The organism is Limnomicrobium aquaticum, from assembly GCF_040545545.1.
In the GTDB taxonomy this organism is placed as follows: Bacteria; Pseudomonadota; Alphaproteobacteria; order Rhizobiales; family Rhizobiaceae; genus Ensifer_A; species Ensifer_A aquaticum.
This window is the reverse complement of record NZ_JBEPMB010000001.1, coordinates 1,168,176-1,184,795: the sequence shown is the minus strand read 5'-3', so window position 1 is coordinate 1,184,795 and position 16,620 is coordinate 1,168,176. Positions and strand designations below refer to the sequence as shown.

17 protein-coding genes are annotated in these 16,620 nt (G+C 60.7%); 9 read left to right on the top strand and 8 right to left on the bottom strand.

All coding sequences use genetic code 11. From position 1 onward, the window contains the following. Positions 1-39 precede the first annotated feature (39 nt). Positions 40-1,338: an MFS transporter gene (locus ABID16_RS05810; RefSeq protein ID WP_354555378.1), complete on the top strand. Its 1,299-nt coding sequence runs from the start codon at positions 40-42 to the stop codon at positions 1,336-1,338. A 69-nt stretch (positions 1,339-1,407) separates the two neighbouring features. Then, positions 1,408-1,815, top strand: coding sequence for a low affinity iron permease family protein (locus ABID16_RS05805; protein WP_354555377.1), 408 nt, complete (start codon positions 1,408-1,410; stop codon positions 1,813-1,815). 6 nt (positions 1,816-1,821) lie between these two features. Here the strand turns inward: ABID16_RS05805 and ABID16_RS05800 are convergent, their stop codons facing one another. Both ABID16_RS05800 and ABID16_RS05795 read right to left on the bottom strand, forming a co-directional pair. Further along, positions 1,822-3,069, bottom strand: coding sequence for a cytochrome P450 (locus tag ABID16_RS05800; protein WP_354555376.1), 1,248 nt, complete (start codon positions 3,067-3,069; stop codon positions 1,822-1,824). Then, positions 3,070-3,459 (bottom strand): acyl-CoA thioesterase, encoded by a 390-nt coding sequence (locus ABID16_RS05795; RefSeq protein WP_354555375.1) that lies wholly within the window; start codon positions 3,457-3,459, stop codon positions 3,070-3,072. Between the two features lie 208 nt (positions 3,460-3,667). On the opposite strand from ABID16_RS05795, the gene ABID16_RS05790 reads away from it, so the two are divergent. Beyond that, positions 3,668-6,106: a beta-glucosidase gene (locus ABID16_RS05790; protein ID WP_354555911.1), complete on the top strand. Its 2,439-nt coding sequence runs from the start codon at positions 3,668-3,670 to the stop codon at positions 6,104-6,106. Between the two features lie 12 nt (positions 6,107-6,118). Here the strand turns inward: ABID16_RS05790 and ABID16_RS05785 are convergent, their stop codons facing one another. Further along, complete coding sequence (locus tag ABID16_RS05785; RefSeq protein WP_354555374.1) at positions 6,119-6,598, bottom strand: hypothetical protein; 480 nt, start codon at positions 6,596-6,598, stop codon at positions 6,119-6,121. A 170-nt stretch (positions 6,599-6,768) separates the two neighbouring features. Between ABID16_RS05785 and ABID16_RS05780 the strand changes: the two genes are divergently transcribed. After that, positions 6,769-7,941, top strand: a complete 1,173-nt coding sequence (locus tag ABID16_RS05780) for an extensin-like domain-containing protein (RefSeq protein WP_354555373.1) — start codon at positions 6,769-6,771, stop codon at positions 7,939-7,941. A gap of 301 nt (positions 7,942-8,242) precedes the next feature. Here the strand turns inward: ABID16_RS05780 and ABID16_RS05775 are convergent, their stop codons facing one another. Genes ABID16_RS05775 through cobS form a run of 3 tightly spaced genes read right to left on the bottom strand, consistent with a single transcriptional unit; the run spans position 8,243 to position 9,986 of the window. Continuing rightward, positions 8,243-8,944: a retropepsin-like aspartic protease family protein gene (locus ABID16_RS05775; protein ID WP_354555372.1), complete on the bottom strand. Its 702-nt coding sequence runs from the start codon at positions 8,942-8,944 to the stop codon at positions 8,243-8,245. Next, the gene (locus ABID16_RS05770) at positions 8,941-9,162 is read right to left on the bottom strand and encodes a DUF1289 domain-containing protein (protein ID WP_354555371.1); all 222 of its coding nucleotides are present in this window, start codon (positions 9,160-9,162) and stop codon (positions 8,941-8,943) included. Before ABID16_RS05770 ends, ABID16_RS05775 begins: the two co-directional genes overlap by 4 nt. A 41-nt stretch (positions 9,163-9,203) precedes the next feature. Beyond that, complete coding sequence (gene cobS, locus ABID16_RS05765) at positions 9,204-9,986, bottom strand: adenosylcobinamide-GDP ribazoletransferase (RefSeq protein WP_354555370.1); 783 nt, start codon at positions 9,984-9,986, stop codon at positions 9,204-9,206. A gap of 134 nt (positions 9,987-10,120) precedes the next feature. Here cobS and cobT point away from each other — a divergent pair, with 134 nt between their 5' ends. After that, positions 10,121-11,137, top strand: coding sequence for a nicotinate-nucleotide--dimethylbenzimidazole phosphoribosyltransferase (cobT, locus tag ABID16_RS05760; protein ID WP_354555369.1), 1,017 nt, complete (start codon positions 10,121-10,123; stop codon positions 11,135-11,137). A 3-nt stretch (positions 11,138-11,140) separates the two neighbouring features. Then, a complete protein-coding gene (locus ABID16_RS05755; RefSeq protein ID WP_354555368.1) occupies positions 11,141-11,530 on the top strand; it encodes a diacylglycerol kinase in 390 nt (129 codons plus the stop codon). A gap of 12 nt (positions 11,531-11,542) precedes the next feature. Here ABID16_RS05755 and ABID16_RS05750 read toward each other — a convergent pair whose 3' ends face one another. After that, complete coding sequence (locus tag ABID16_RS05750) at positions 11,543-13,081, bottom strand: sensor histidine kinase (protein ID WP_354555367.1); 1,539 nt, start codon at positions 13,079-13,081, stop codon at positions 11,543-11,545. Positions 13,082-13,366: 285 nt separating this feature from the next. On the opposite strand from ABID16_RS05750, the gene ABID16_RS05745 reads away from it, so the two are divergent. The 3 genes from ABID16_RS05745 (at position 13,367) to ABID16_RS05735 (ending at position 15,253) form a co-directional block, all read left to right on the top strand. Further along, positions 13,367-13,978, top strand: a complete 612-nt coding sequence (locus ABID16_RS05745; RefSeq protein ID WP_354555366.1) for a glutathione S-transferase — start codon at positions 13,367-13,369, stop codon at positions 13,976-13,978. A 3-nt stretch (positions 13,979-13,981) separates the two neighbouring features. Continuing rightward, on the top strand, positions 13,982-14,617 hold the full coding sequence (locus tag ABID16_RS05740) for a uracil-DNA glycosylase family protein (protein ID WP_354555910.1): 636 nt from the start codon (positions 13,982-13,984) through the stop codon (positions 14,615-14,617). Between the two features lie 147 nt (positions 14,618-14,764). After that, on the top strand, positions 14,765-15,253 hold the full coding sequence (locus ABID16_RS05735; protein ID WP_354555365.1) for an Lrp/AsnC family transcriptional regulator: 489 nt from the start codon (positions 14,765-14,767) through the stop codon (positions 15,251-15,253). Between the two features lie 55 nt (positions 15,254-15,308). Here the strand turns inward: ABID16_RS05735 and zigA are convergent, their stop codons facing one another. Next, positions 15,309-16,508: a zinc metallochaperone GTPase ZigA gene (gene zigA / locus ABID16_RS05730; RefSeq protein WP_354555364.1), complete on the bottom strand. Its 1,200-nt coding sequence runs from the start codon at positions 16,506-16,508 to the stop codon at positions 15,309-15,311. Positions 16,509-16,620: the final 112 nt, after the last annotated feature.

Sequence of the window (16,620 nt, the reverse complement as noted above, 5' to 3'; positions counted from 1 at the left end):
TTGCATAAATGCGGGCATATGCCCGTAAATAGGAGAGACGTGATGTCAAAGCGTGCGGCAGCCTTTCTGGCGGCAAGAGGCATACACTATGGTTGGCTGGTCATCGGCATCACCTTCCTGACCATGCTGGCGACAGCCGGCGCGATGGGCTCCGCAGGCGTTTTGATCCGCCCGCTGAGCGCCGAATTCGGCTGGACCACGGAGCAAATCTCCACAGCCATGGCGATCCGCCTCGTGCTTTTCGGTCTGCTCGGGCCGTTTGCAGCCGTGTTGATGAACCAATTCGGCATCCGCGCGGTGGTCGCCACGGCCGCTGGGCTGATCTCTCTGGGCATTCTCTGCTCGCTCTTCATGACGCAGCTCTGGCAGCTCATGCTGTTCTGGGGTCTGTTCATCGGCATTGGCACTGGCCTCACGGCGCTGGTTCTGGGAGCCACGGTCGCCACACGCTGGTTTGAGGCGCGCCGTGGCCTCGTCGTCGGCCTGATGACGGTCAGCAATGCGACCGGCCAGCTGATCTTCCTGCCGATTCTGGCAAGCCTCACGGAGCATTACGGCTGGCGCACCGCGCTCTCAGTCATGGTCGTAATCCTGAGCGCAGCCCTCGTTCTGATGCTCACATTCATGCGCAATTATCCCGCCGATGTCGGTCTGGCGCCCTTCGGCGGCAAGGCAATCGAACCGCCGCCGGCGCGCGCAGCCTCTTTTGGCGAAATGCTGATGACACCGTTGGTCGTGCTTCGCGGCGCCATCGGCAAGCCGGTTTTCTGGGCCCTGTTCTTCTCCTTCTTCGTCTGCGGCCTCAGCACCAATGGGCTTGTTCAGACGCACTGGATCTCGATCTGCGGTGATTTCGGCATCCTGCCCGTCGCTGCCGCCGGGCTTCTGGCGACGATCGGCATTTTCGACTTCATCGGTACGCTCGGCGCCGGTTGGCTCTCCGACCGATTCGACAATCGCTGGCTGCTCTTCTGGTTCTACGGCCTGCGCGGGTTGTCGCTGATCGCGCTGTCCATGTCCGGTTTCGACTATGTAACGCTGTCGCTCTTCGCGGTGTTCTACGGCCTCGATTGGGTGGCGACTGTGCCGCCGACCGTCAAACTGACTGTGGCCAACTTTGGCCGGGACAAGGCCAACATCGTCTTCGGCTGGGTCTTCGCAGCCCACCAGCTCGGCGCGGCCACCGCCACATTTGGGGCGGGCTATATCCGCACCGACTATGAGACCTTCATGCCGGCCGTCTATATCGCGGGCTTCGCTTGCCTCATCGCGGCCGTCGTGGTTCTCGGCATCAACCGCGGCCGCAAGCCGGGAGCGCTGTCCCAGCAACCGGCCTGACACGCACGTCCATCGGAACAAGCTAATAAATACGGCGTTTCTCCCTGGGTCCATTCCGGGGAGAGACACATGGCCGACGTCACCAAACTGTTTTCCAAGTTCGCAACCAGAACATCCAAGCTTGCCGGCAAGCCTGCGACCTTTGTACTCGCAGTGACGCTGGTCGTTGCATGGGCGGCGACGGGACCGCTATTCGGGTTCTCCGATGTGTGGCAGCTCGTCATCAACACCTCGACGACGATCATCACCTTCCTGATGATCTTCGTTCTGCAGAATTCCCAAAACCGCGATAGCGAAGCCATCCAGGCGAAACTGGATGAGTTGATATTGGTCGGCGCCGCGCATAATCGGCTGGTTGGGGTGGAAAAGCTGGATGAGCGGGAACTCGACAAGCTCAAGAGGGAGCTGGAACAGCAGGCCGAGGAGATTGGCGAGGAGCAGGAGGAGCGGGCGGCGGAGATGGCCTCAAATACATAAGCCGACTCACCAGATCAGTTCGAGCCGCTCCAGCCCATGGAAGTGATAGACATCCTTGACCTGCGGCTCTTGAGCGAGGCGAATGCCGGGCAGACGATCGAAGAGGATCGGCAGGACTGTGTTCATCTCCAGCCGCGCCAGCGGCGCGCCGATGCAGAAGTGAATGCCCGCCCCGAAGGAAAGGTTCTGGCCCTCGTCGCGCTCCGGCTTGAAGGCCAGAGGTTCGGGAAATTTCGCCGGGTCCAGATTGGCGGCCGCAAGGATCAGCCCGACCTTGTCGCCCTTCCTGAAGCTCTGCTCCTGAACCTCGACATCCTCCAGCGCCCAGCGCTCGAAGATGTGAACAGGCGCGGAAATGCGGAAACATTCCTCGACCAATCGCTCGGTCCTGGTCTCATCACTTGTCAGTGACTTCGGATCAAGCCCGCTCTGGAGAATGATGTTCACCGCGTTGCCGATCTGATGAACGGTCGCCTCATGCCCCGCATTGAGGAGCACGATGGTTGTCGAGACAAGCTCCTCTTCGGTCAGATACTGCCCATCGCGCGCCGGCTGAACCATGAGGCTCAGGAGATCGTCCTGCGGGTTGGCCCGCTTCTCGGCGGCGAGCCTCACGACATAGTCGGCAAAGTCTTTTGCGGCCCTGTTGGCGCGCGCCTCGTCCTCTGCCGTTCGGCCGAACTGGTACATGCGGACATAGTCGTGCGACCAGTCGAGCAATTGCCGGCACATGTCGTCCGGCACGCCGATCATGCGGGCAATCACCGTCACCGGCACGATTTCGGCAAAGGCGGAAAGCAGCTCGACTTCGCCTTTCGGCCCGAAACCGTCGATCAGTTGATGGGCAAGTGCTCCGATCTCCGGCCGCAGCTTCTCGATATGGCGGGACACGAAGGCACGGTTGACCAGCGTGCGCAGCCGCGTGTGCTCCGGCGGCTCCAGCTCCAGAAGCGACTTCGATTCGGCCCGGTCGAAATCCGCAAGCCGAGGATCGGCCGGTCCAAGCCCAGCTTCGTCGCGGCTCATCACATGCGTGATCTGCCGGCCGAAGCGCCGGTCGCGCAGGAGCGCGTTGACGGCATCGTAGCGCGTGAAATACCATTGTTTCTGTTCGCGCCAGTAGAAGGCGGGGCCGATCTCGATCAGCGCTGCATAGGTCGGATTGGGGTTGCGGTAGAAGCCGGGGTGGCGGGCATCGAGCGAGACTTCGGCGCTTGCCGTATCGATTTTCAGAAACTCTTGCACGGCTCTCACTCACGCTTCCGGCGGAACGGGCGTCGGCTTCCCGTCCTTGTCCAGCGCCACCATGATGAAGATGGCATTGGTGACCTTCTCCATCCGGTCGCTGAGATAGCGCTGCGCCCAGACCTCGATATTGAGCGTGATCGAGGTGCGGCCGACCGCCTGGATGTCGGAATAGATGCAGAGCGTGTCACCGATCTTCACCGGCATGGCGAAGGCCATTTCCTTGACGGCGGCGGTCACCACGCGACCCTTGGCGCGTTCAGCGGCGCGGATGCCGCAGGCAAGGTCCATCTGCGCCATGACCCAGCCGCCGAAAATGTCGCCTGCGGCATTGGCGTCGCCCGGCATGGCCAGCGTTCTCAGCGTCAATTCGCCTTTCGGTCGGATGGTCTCCGGCATCTCATTCTCCACGATTCTTCAAGGGTTTGAGCATTGCTTGACACGGCGTCCAAGTCAATTTCGAGGCGGCGATAGCCGCCACAAGATTGAAATGGCGGGTCGATACGGTTAAAGAGAGCGTCCCTGAAACGTTTTAGCTCATAACTGAAACTGCATGCTGCGTAAGTGGCAGGAGGTAGCATTGGCCGTTGATAACCTGCTGGCGAAGATGACACTCGAAGAGCAGGTGGCCCTGCTGTCCGGTGCCGATTTCTGGACGACAGTGCCGGTTCCGCGGCTGAAAATACCCAAGATCAAGGTCACAGATGGCCCGAACGGCGCACGCGGCGCGGGCTCGCTGGTCGGCGGTGTGAAGTCTGCCTGCTTCCCTTGCGCCATCTCCATCGGTTCCAGCTTCGATCCCGCGCTGGCCCGCGCCATCGGCAAGGCCCTGGCCGAAGAAGCGAAGTCAAAGTCCGCCCGCGTTCTGCTTGCACCGACAGTCAACATACACCGCTCCGGCCTCAATGGCCGCAATTTCGAATGCTATTCTGAAGATCCGCACCTGACCTCCGAGATGGCCGTCGGCTATATCGAGGGTGTGCAGGGCGAGGGCATTGCCGCGACGATCAAGCATTTCGTGGGCAATGAATCGGAAATCGAGCGTTTCACCATGTCGTCCGACATTGGCGAGCGGGCCCTGCGCGAACTCTATCTTCCTCCTTTTGAAGCTGCTGTGAAGCGCGCCGGTGCGCGCGCCATCATGTCCTCATACAATCGCCTCAACGGCACCTTCACCAGCGAACACCAATGGCTGCTGACGCAGGTTCTGCGCGTCGAATGGGGCTTTGATGGCATTGTCATGTCCGATTGGTTCGGCTCGCATTCGACGGTTGCCTCGGTCGCTGCAGGCCTCGATCTTGAAATGCCGGGCCCTACGCGCGATCGCGGCGAAAAGCTTGTGGCAGCCGTGAAGAACGGCGAGATCGATGCCGCCAGGATCGCGGAATCGGCCCATCGCATCCTCGACCTCATTCGCTGGACCGGTGCATTTACCGATGTGGAAATGCGTGCAGAGGTCGCCGAAGACCGTCCGGAACATCGGGCACTCATCCGCCGTGCAGGCGCAGAAGGCACGGTGCTCCTCAAGAACAACGGTATCCTCCCGCTCAACAAGAACGATACAGGTACGATCGCTGTTCTGGGTCCCAATGCTGCCGAAGCGCGCATCATGGGCGGCGGCTCGGCGCAGATCAATGCGCATTACTCCGTGGCTCCGCTTGAAGGCATCAGGAAGGCACTTGCCGGCTCCAACGCAATCTTCCATGTGAAGGGTGTCGCCAACAACCGTCTGGTCAAGCTGTATCGCGGGCCGGTCCATATCGAGTATTTCAATTCGACCGACCTTTCGGGCGCTGCCGTTCACGCCGAAGACATCGACCTGTCCGAGCGCTTCTGGATGGACCCGATCAGCAAGACGTTCAACATCAACGCCTTCTCCGCACGCGTAGTCTTCACCTATACGCCGGAGGCTGATGGCGTGCATGTCTTCGGTCTCGTCTCCGCCGGCCGCTCACGCCTGAAAGTCGGCAGCCAGCAAGTGATCGAGAACTGGGACAACTGGAAGCGCGGCGCGAACTACTTCACCGCGGGCAATGACGAAGTCCGCAAGGGTGTGACCCTTGAAGCCGGTGTGCCCGTGCAGATTGTCGCCGAGTTTCGCTCGCCGATTGCCGGCGACGGTGGTCTCCACCTCAATGCCATTCGCATCGGCGTCGAGCTGCCGCTCGGCGAGGCGGAGTTCGAGGAGGCGCTGAAGAAGGCGCAGACTTGCGATGTTGCCATCGTCTTCGCCGGTCGCGAAGGCGAATGGGATACGGAAGGCAATGATCTGCCGGACCTGCGCCTGCCTGGGCGTCAGGACGAATTCATTGCGCGCGTCGCTGCGGTCAACCCGAAGACCATCGTCGTCCTGCAGACAGGAGGCCCGGTGGAGATGCCGTGGATCGATAACGTCGCAGCCGTCCTTCAGAGCTGGTATCCGGGCCAGGAGGCTGGCAACGCGATAGCCGACGTGCTCTTCGGCTTTGCCGAGCCGGGCGGTCGCCTGCCTCAGACCTTCCCGCTGACGCTGGAGGACAATTCGGCCATCACGGGTGATCCCGCAGTCTATCCGGGCAAGGATGGCCATGTCGAATATCGCGAAGGTGTCTTCGTCGGCTATCGTCATCACGATACCCGCAAGATCAAGACGCTTTTCCCCTTCGGCCACGGCCTGTCCTACACGACCTTTTCCTGGGGGCGTCCCAAGATCAGCGCCGAAGCGATCGGCAAGGACGGTCTCAAGGTCACGCTCAACATCACGAATACGGGCAAGCGGGCAGGGGCCGATGTCGTCCAGCTTTATGTGCGTCCGCTTGCGCCCAAGGTCGAGCGTCCCGACAAGGAACTGCGCGCGTTCCGCAAGATCCGGCTGGCAGCGGGCGAAGCGAAGCAGATCGATCTCTGCATCACGCTCCGCGACCTCTGCCGCTTCGACGAGGAGGCCCGCTGCTTCATTGCGGACGCCGGCGAATACGAGGCCGTGATTGCGGCAAGCGCCGAGGATATCCGCCATACCTGCCGCTTCCGCCTCGATGAAGACTGGAAACTCTCCGTCGGCGGTTGATCCGCAATCCGCTCAGCCCTTCCGGCAGCTGGCCTTGAGCTTTTTCAAGGCCGCTGCCGCGCCGTTGAGCGCGAAACTGGATTCGGCAATCCTGGCCTTGGATGAGGCGAAGGAAATAGCGCCGCTATCCGCCTTGCCGAGAGCGTCTGCCAGCTTGTCTTTGAATTGAACTTCCGACTCCATGAGGCCGTCCATGGCCCCATAAGTCATGCCGCGGTCGAAGCGTTCATTTCCGATCTTGATCGAGAATGGTCCCACGAAGTCGGGATTGTCACCGGGCGGTGCGAAGTCGCCTGTCGGCGCAAAGGCCATCAGCAATGTGCCCGGCGCGCCGCACTCGATGGTCAGTTCGCCGCCTGCCACATTACACATCCGCGCTACCATGCGGCTGCCGCCTTCGCCTTCCTCCATCGAGGCTTTCCATTTGCTGCAATCCGCGGCCTGCGCGCCCGCGGCGGTAATGAGGAGCATGCTTGCCAAGATCAGTCTCATCGCTATCTCCATCCGGTGACCGAAAGGTATCATTTACCATTCGTTGCTAGCCTTCTTCTGATGGCTGCAGCACATGCGCGTGAGCTTATGCGCCGCACTTAATGCTCGCAATAACCTCGGTAACAGACATCGGCGGTGTGTTGCGATCCCGCGTCTGAAGAGAGATGAGTATGGTGTTCTCGACTTCTATCGCGCGGAGCGCGTCTTCGGTGGCGCTTGCCTGCCTGATCCTTTCCGGATGCTATGATTCCGACCCCATGTCGGTTTCCGATATCGGCGCGCGCGGGAAGACCCATGCCGTCCCGCTGGCGCCGGTCAAGTCGAGTTCGCGCAACGTCGCCTATCCCATTCTTGAAGGTCCGGTCGGCCGGATCGAGCGTAGCCAGCAGGCTGCAAGCCCAAATAGGGACGTTATCGAAGCGCCCGATGCGATGGCCTCCCAGGCGCCGCAGGCGGAAGAGGCGAACCAGTCACTCCAGGTTGCCAGCGCCGCACCGCCCGCCGAGGCGAAATCCGGTGAAGTCGACATGGACAAGCTCTTCGGCTTTTCCGGTCAGCGTGCGCAGCAGGCACAGGCAAAGCAGGGCCAGACGCCGCAGATAGCCGAAGGCGATGTCGATGCGCCCGTTGTGGATGGCATCGGTACCGACAATCTCCGCGATGTCTCCACGGCTCGTAGCCTCCCGGTCGACGATGCCGTCGCGAAACCCGCACCGGTCCAGGAACAGAAGGTCGCCTATATCCCGCGTTTCAACAATCCGATGTCCGTGCCCGAGAGCCAGGGCGGCATGCCGGCTTCCGAAAAGAGCTGCCGCGTGCTGCTGCAGAAGCTCGGCGTTTCCTATACCGATATCCCTTCCATCCATGACGGCCCGAGCTGCGGCATCGACTATCCCGTGCAGGTTCAGGCGATCAACGGCGTGCGCATCCTTCCCGCCGCAAAGCTGAACTGCGGCATGGCCGTGACCTTTGCGCGCTGGGTCAAGGACGACCTGGTTCCAACCGCTCGCATCCGCTACTTCTCCGGCGTTAACACGATCCGTCAGATGTCGTCCTACTCATGCCGCCCGATGAATTCGAAGCGCGGCAATCCATGGTCTGAACATGCCAAAGGCAACGCTATCGATGTCGGCCAGATCATCCTGAACAACGGCGAGGGGATTGATGTGCGCAAGCCGGGCTTCTTCTCGTTCCGGCAGAAGGGGCTGCTGAACTCGGTCCGAGCCGACTCCTGCAAATATTTCAACACGGTTCTTGGCCCCGGCGATCCGTATCACGGCGACCATTTCCACTTCGACCTGCGCAGCCGCAAATCCGGCCGCCGTTATTGCAGTCTCGATTGATCTGGAGCAATTCCGAGCCGAAAGTGGAAACCGGTTTCGCGTCCGGAATTGCGTAAAAGCAAACAGACAGAGAGCGCAAAAAAAGAGGCCGGAAAACCGGCCTCGAAAAGGGTGCCGTGACGATGGGGGCGTCAAAGCTTGCAAGCGCCATTCCGGAGCGGGGGCCGGAAGCAAAATCGAGAGCGCCTGCAACGCTTTGATACTGGTCCAATGCTTCAGTTGGATGACATGCGCCGCCGTGGATCGGGCCACCGGCCGATTTGCCTGTTCTGGCTGCGCGAGCCTGTGGAAAACTTGCAGATCAGTCCATCAGCCGCATTTCATTGGGCTGAATGCGGACTGCCGACAGCGAAGACAGGAAGTTCATTCCGAGAAGGCTCGTATCAAGACGGCCTTCCTGCGCAACCGCAGCCGAGACATTCTTGCGCACGATAGGCCCGATCGAAAGCTCCGGGATCGTCACCGGGGCTGCCTGAGCCATGCCGTTGGCGGTCGTTACCGGCATGGAGAACTTCAACGTCTCCGGCTTGAGGCCAGCCTTCTTTGCATCCTCATAGGTCAGCGTGACCTGACTTGCCCCGGTGTCGATCAGCATGCCGACGCGCTGTTCGTTGACTTGCGCATTCACCGCAAAGTGACCGCCCTGCGTTCTGCGGATCACGACTTCATTTTCCCCGTTCAGGCCGGTCAGCACGACCGAATGGCCTGGCATCAATTCGGCGAGCACTCGTCGCCCGACCTGTTTGGCTTCATCCTGATAGACAAACGCGACCATGAAGATCAGGGCGATCACGGCCCAGATGGCCAGATAGGTGAGATTGCGGCCCAGCCGAACGCGCGAACCGATCACGCCCGCGCTGAGCATGAGCGCGATCGGCAGCAGATAGATGAAATGCCCGAAATCGTCGTTCGACATTCCAAGGGTCTGGCCGCTGTCATGATTGTAGAGAAGCAGCGCAAGACCTATTCCCAGAATACCAAGAACGACGGCGAGCGATCTCATGAGGCAGACCCGCCCTCTGCAAGCGCTCTGCGGCGCGTGATGCGTCGAGGCTTGCGCTCCACCGTCTCAAGCCTCGCGGGCAGGAGGTTCATCACGTCGCGCCGCTCGGCATCCGTCATCTCGATCCAGCCGGCGATCTCGTCGCGCGTGCGGCCGCAGCCGAAGCAATAGCCGGTCTTGTCATCGATCGAACAGACGAGAATGCAGGGGGATTCCATGATGGACTTCTTGAAATTGCTCTTTGTCTAATATCGGCAGCTCAGGCGAAGATCGCAAGAGCGACATAAAGCGCAATCTCGCAGACCTGCTCGCAGGCGCCCAATGTATCTCCCGTATGCCCCTGAATCTTGCCGCGAACAAGGCGGGTGAAGAGGGCAACGGCGAACGCCGCGACGAGCGCAGCGGCAATCGCATCTGCAAGGCCGAAGCCCCAGATCAGGCCGACAGCATAGATCACGCCACCGCTGATGACGGCCGTCTTGAGGGCAGCGTCGTCCGGCTGGCCAACCGCCGCCGCGACGCCATCCGCCCGCGCCGGTGGCAAGGACGTCCAGTGCCAGACGAGGGCTGCTCGCGAGGCCGCATTCACGGCGATCATCACCAGACCTGCCGCTAACGGCCCGGCATCGGCAATGCCTGCCAGCGCCTCCGTGCGCAGCCCCAGTGACAGGATCAGCGCAAGCCCGCCATAGGCGCCGAGCCGGCTGTCCTTCATGATCTCCAGCATGCGCTCGCGCGAGCGCCCGCCACCGAGCCCATCGGCGCAATCGGCAAGTCCGTCCTCATGCAGCCCGCCTGTCAGCAGGATCTGCAGGGCGAGCGCCAGGAGTGCTGCCAGCTCCGGCTTGACGTCGAAATGCAGCAGGACGCCAAGAAGAAGCGCCGGGGGCAGGGCAATGACTGCTCCGGCAATGGCAAACGCGCCGCTTGTCCGCCGCATCGAACCGTCGTGATACGCGAAGAACCGGGCAGGGATCGGCACGCGGCTGAGGAAGCCGAGCGCGCGTGCAATCTCCCTCAGAAACTCTTGCGCATCCACCATGGCCGTCTGCTCCCCAAAAACCCTTAGATCAGCGACGGCTCACGTCGCATTTGCCGTTGCCTCGCGGCATGCGGACCAATAAGAAAGCGGCATCAATGCCTGCCTCCAACTGAAATGACAAGGATACTGGGTCCATGAGCGTGAGTGGATTGCCGTTCGACGATTTTCGCGAACTTCTCAACAGCCTTCCCGGCCCCGATGTCCGCGCATTGGAAGCGGCGCGCAAGCGCGATGCGCAGCTGACCAAGCCGCCGGGCGCGCTCGGTAGGCTCGAGGAAATCGCCTTCTGGCTTGCCGCCTGGTCCGGCCGTTCGCCGCAGGTGACACGTCCGTTGGTCGCCATATTTGCTGGCAACCATGGTGTCACCCGGCAGGGTGTGTCGCCCTATCCGCCGGAGGTGACCGAGCAGATGGTTGCAAATTTCACCGCTGGCGGTGCTGCAATCAACCAGATCTGCGTAACGCATGATCTTGGTCTGAAAGTCTTCGATCTCGCGCTGCAGATCCCGACGGGTGACATCACGCAGGAAGCAGCGCTTTCCGAGCGTGACTGCGCCGCCACCATGGCCTTTGGCATGGAGGCGATTGCCGGTGGCACGGACCTGCTCTGCATCGGCGAAATGGGCATCGGCAATACGACGATCGCGGCTGCCATCTTCTACGCGCTTTATGGTGGCAAGGCGGAAGACTGGGTTGGTCCGGGCACCGGTGCCACAGGCGAAGGCCTGCAACGCAAGATCGATGCTGTCGAACGGGCGATTGCGTTCCACAAGGATCACCTGAGCGATCCGCTCGAAGTCCTGCGCCGTGTCGGCGGCCGCGAGATTGCCGCCATGGCCGGCGCGATCCTCGCCTGCCGCGTCCAGAAGATCCCCGTGCTGATCGATGGCTATGTCGCGACGTCTGCCGCTGCCATCCTGAAAGCCGCCAATCCGACCGCGCTCGACCACTGCCTCATCGGCCATGTCTCGGCTGAGCCGGGACATCTGCGCGCCATCGAGCGCCTCGGCAAGACGCCACTTCTGGCGCTCGGCATGCGGCTTGGCGAGGGCACGGGTGCGGCGCTTGCGGCGGGTATTGTCAAGGCCGCGGCAGCCTGCCACTCTGGCATGGCGACCTTCGACGGCGCAGGCGTTTCCAACAAGGCTTGATACATGCACGGACCCGGCAAGCCGCCATTTGTGAAAGAGACTGGCTTTCGCCATTTTCTCTCGGCGGCGCGCTATTCCTGGCAGGGTTTTCTGCGCCTGCTGCACGAAGCGGCCTTTCGCCAGCAGCTGGGCGGTTTCGTGCTCGGGATCGCTCTGCTGATTGTGATCGGTGCGGAATTTCAGCGCATTTTCATCTTCGCGGGCCTGATGGTCGTGCTCTTCGCCTTCGAGGCGGTCAACACGGCCATCGAGGAACTGGTCGATCACCTGTCGCCCGAATTCTCCATGTTCGGCCGGCATGCCAAGGACCTTGGCTCGCTTGCCTGCGCCTGCCTCATCGGCCTGAATGCTGCCTATCTCGCTTACGCGGTGGCGGAGATTTATTGGCGCTGACGTCGTCTCTGATCAGGCGAAAGTACGTCTGCGCTTGTCGTTCGAGTGAGCTTCCTTGATGGCGGGAACCGTCTGCAGCACGCGCCGCGGTGGCAGGATCGCGATCACCTCGGTGCCCTCGCGAAGTTTCGAGCGCAGGACGAATTCACCGTCGTGCTTGGAGAGGATCGCCTGAACGATCGGAAGACCGAGACCCGTTCCCTGTTCTGCGCTCTTGATGGCGATCGATCCCTGTCCGAAAGCCGAAAGCACGACCGGGATCTCGTCTTCCGGGATGCCCGGCCCGTTGTCGCGGATCGCCACATATTGTCCGCCCCCGGCGGTCCAGCCGAGTTTGATGGCGATCTCGCCGCCCTGCGGCGTAAACTTCACGGCATTGGACAGGAGATTGAGGATCACCTGCCGCATCGATTTCTCGTCGGCCCAGACGGGCGGCAGGCCGGGTTCGAATTGCTCGGTGATGCGAATGTTTTTCGATCGCGCGCGAAGCTGGACCATGCCGACGCAGTCTTCGGTGATCTCGTCGAGTTTCACCGATTCCTCGTGAAGCTCGTAACGGCCTGCTTCGATGCGCGAGAGGTCGAGAATTTCGTTGATGAGGTTCAGAAGATGCTGGCCGGACTGGTGGATGTCGCCGACATATTCCTTGTAGGTCGCATTCGACATGGGACCCAGAACCTCATTCTCCATGACCTCCGAAAAGCCCAGGATCGCGTTCAGCGGCGTTCTGAGTTCGTGTGACATGGAAGCCAGGAATCGCGACTTTGCCAGGTTGGCCTCTTCGGCCCGTCGTCGAGCTTCATCCGATATGGACTTGGCAACCTCTAGCTCGGCAATCAGGTGGTCCTTCTCCGACTGGTAGGAGAGAAGCTGAACGCTGGTTCTCCTGAGCCGTCCGGCAAAGAAGATGAAGAACACCATGGCCGCCGTGAACATGGCGATCAGTCCGATCTCCATCGGCTGCCGGTCGCGCCAATAGAGATAGACGATGGCCGCGACGGTCGGCAGGAAGGTGACTAGCACCGCGCCATTTAGCATCGACGTCGTCAGCGCTGTAGCGCTGAGGACGATGAGCAGAGCGGCGCCCTTGAAGGTCAGATAGGAGCCCAGATCGCAGGTAGAACAGCTCTGGCTCGCAAAGAATGCCCAGCAGAAGCCGATGGCGAGCTGCAGGCCGAGCAACCGGCGCGTCCAGCTGACCGTATTCTCCTCCTTGATGGGTTGGCGCTGCCTGATCTGCTGGAGCGCAAAGACATGAAGGGCATGAACGATCAATGTCGTCAGCGTCCACAGGAGCGTGTATTGGCCCATGTTGAAGGTAAGGCTGAAAGCACCAATCCCGCAGGCGAGAATGGGAACGGCGGCCGCGCTGTCGAGGCTCGCGTCGATAAAGAGCGTCAGCGTCTCCCGCTGGAACTGCGTGACGCCAGCCTGGCCGTTCTGGAGCCTGGCGCGCGTTTCGCGGATTGTCCGGGTCAGCCCGGCATTGCGGCTGGCCTTGGACAGGTCCACCACATTTTTGTCCGGAGATGTGCTGACGCGCTCGGGCATGGACTGATACAACTTCAGACGCGGAAACTATGACCAATTTCTAACGGGAAAGAGTTAAAGAGTTGCTTCTGGAAAGGATTCATTTGCCATCTTTGGCGGCCCGCGAAGCCGGCCTGAATGGTGCCGCATTCTGCGGGATGACAGAAGTATGATTGGACTTGCGCTAATGCATGTCGCGCTCAATCGAATTCGATTGAGCGGAACGAACATGCATCAATTCAAGGTGCTACAGCGTCGTTCGCGCGTTCCATGGAACGCGCCGCGCTGTAGGGGGAGGGCGATATCGTGAGATTGTTTGACGGGGGAAAGGCCCCCAATCCGCGCCGGGTCAGGATGTATCTGGCGGAAAAGGGGATTTCGGTCGAACTTGTGCCGGTCGACATGGCCGCGCTCGGCCACAGGTCGGATGAGATCGCTGCCCGAAATCCGCTTCGGCGATTGCCGGTCCTGGAGCTTGACGATGGCTCCAACCTGTCGGAATCCATCGCCATCTGCCGCTACTTTGAGGAGCTTTACCCGGACCCGCCACTCTTCGGTCGCGACGCGCGGGAGAAGGCCTTTGTCGAGATGTGGAACCGCCGGATCGAACTCGGCTACCTCATGTCGGTTGCCGCAGCCTTCCGCCATATTCATCCCGCGATGAAAGATTGGGAAATACCGCAACTGCCCGAATGGGGGGAGATCAACAAGCCGAAGGCCATAGACTTTCTGCGTTTCATGGATCGGGAACTTGAGGGCCGTCCCTTTGTTGTGGGCGATGCATTCTCCGTCGCAGACATCACGATGTTCATTGCCTTCCAGTTCATGAAGCCCGCCCGCATCCCATGCCCGCCTGAATTCGCCAACGTTCTGCGCTGGTATGACAGTGTGGCTGCACGACCGTCCGCGCAGGCATGAGGCATATCGTTGAGCGAAACTGAAATCCGAAAGCTTCTCGACCGGATCGCGCTCTGCCGGCTCTGTCGGGACGCGCCGGCGCGAGGTGAGGCGCACCGGTTGCCGCATGAGCCAAGGCCGGTGGCAGTCTTGTCGTCAAAGGCAAAAATTCTGATTGCCGGGCAGGCTCCGGGACTGCGGGTCCATGAAACGGGCCTGACCTTCAACGACGCGTCAGGCAATCGGTTGCGCGATTGGCTGGGGGTGACGCGGGAGGAGTTTTACGACACCGACAAATTCTCTATCGTGCCGATGGGCTTCTGCTTTCCGGGATATGACGCCAATGGCGGCGATCTGCCGCCGCGCAAGGAGTGCGCGCCGCATTGGCGCGCGACCGTCATGGCAGCCATGCCGCAGATCGAGCTGATCCTGGCCGTCGGCCACCACGCCCAGAGCTGGCATCTCGGCGCGCATATTCGGGAAAACATGACCGAAACAGTTCGGCACTGGCGCGACTATCTCGACCCTACAGAGAGCGTCCCCGTTCTGCCGTTGCCGCATCCGAGCTGGCGCAACACAGGCTGGATCAAAAAGAACCCATGGTTCGAGAAAGAGTTGTTACCTGTCCTGAAAGAGCTTGTGCACCGCAAGATAGACTGAAACAATCGCAGCTTCATTGCCGGATTCGCTCATTGAGGTGAATTTGGCCCAAAAATGCAGCGCGGCATACCGCGCTCGAAGCATAATCCTTTTTTCAGTCGCTCGTGCTAGCGTTGAAAGGATCGTGCATGTTGAAAGGAAAAACCATTGGACCGTCTCGACCGCAAAATCCTGCGTCTCCTGCAGGAAGACTCCACCCTTGCCGTCGCGGATATCGCCAAGAAGGTAGGCCTCTCGACCACGCCCTGCTGGCGGCGCATCCAGAAGATGGAAGAAGACGGCGTCATCAAGCGCCAAGTGGCTGTTCTTGATCCGGTCAAGGTCAATGCCAAGGTCAACGTCTTCGTTTCGATCCGCACCAATGCCCATTCGATCGAATGGCTGAAGCGCTTTTCCGAAGTGATTGCCGAGTTTCCGGAAGTGGTCGAATTTTACCGCATGAGCGGTGACGTCGACTATCTCCTGCGCGTGGTCGTGCCCGACATTGCCGCCTACGATGCTTTCTACAAGCGTATGATCGCCAGAATCGAAATCCGCGACGTATCGTCTGCCTTCGCGATGGAGCAGATCAAGTACACGACAGAGCTGCCGCTCGATTACATGTCGCTGGAATCGTCGAAGTCCAACGAGGACTGAGATCGCCTGGAAAGGACGCGGGAGGCTTGACCCGCGTCGTTCTCATCTTCGATCATCAGCGGGCATACCAGTCCGCGAACGGGTCCGGCAACGTCTTCCAGCGCTCCGGCTGGTAGGCTCGGTCTGGAACGAGGCAGGCATCGAGCATGTCGGTAATTTCCTCTTCGTCCATCGGGTTGGTGCCGATGAAGACGATCTCCTGCCGGCGGTCGCCCCAGATCGGATCCATGTAGGGCGCCATGCGTTCCTTGAAACGCGGGTCTTGCGGCCATTGATCCTTCGGGACGGCGGACCACCAGAGCCCCATCTTGCCCGTCCGCACCAGAGCGCCCGCCTGGCTCAACTCGCCGACATAATGCGGCTTGGTCGCGAGCCAGAAGAAGCCCTTGGCGCGAACCACGCCCGGCCAAGACCGGTCGAGGAAGGCCATGAACTTCTCCGGATGGAAGGGACGGCGCGCGCGATAGACAAATGAGCGCACGCCATATTCCTCAGTTTCGGGAATATGATCCTTGAAGCCATGCATCTCCTTGAACCAGAGCGGGTTCTGCTCGGCGCGCGCCAGATCAAAGCGGCCGGTTCCCATGACCTCTGCGAGGTCGACCTGAGCGAAATCGGTCTCGATGATCCGCGCGTCCGCATTCAGGGATCGGATGATGGCGCGAGCCGCTGAACGTTCCTCGGGTGAAGCCGCGCTCACCTTGTTGAGGATGATGACATCGGCAAACTCGATCTGCTCCACCAGCAGGCTGACCAGCGTGCGGTCGTCGCCTTCGCCGGCAGTCTCGCCCCGGTCGGCGAGAAAATCGGCGGAGCCGTAGTCCTTGAGAAGGTTAGCTGCATCGACAACCGTGACCATCGTGTCGATCTGCGCGACATCGGCGAGGCTGACGCCTTCCTCGTCACGGAACTCGAACGTCGTGGCAACGGGCAGGGGCTCCGAAATTCCGGAGGATTCGATCAGCAGATAGTCAAAGCGGCCCTGTTCGGCGAGGCCCCGCACCTCCTTCAGAAGGTCGTCCCTCAGCGTGCAACAGATGCAGCCATTGCTCATTTCGACCAGTTGTTCGTCCGTGCGCGACAGGTTCGCCCCGCCATCGCGCACGAGTTCCGCATCAATGTTGACTTCGCTCATATCGTTGACGATCACCGCCACCTTGCGGCCTTCGCGGTTGTGCAGAATGTGGTTGAGCAAAGTCGTCTTGCCGGCACCGAGAAAGCCGGAAAGGACGGTTACGGGCAACTTGGGGGACATGTGAACCTCGATCGACAGATAATATGTTATAACGTTACATATCGTCTGTCGGTTTTGTCGTCAACAGAATCGACATCGGAAGACAAGGCATAAACCGTTTTGTTAACTGTGC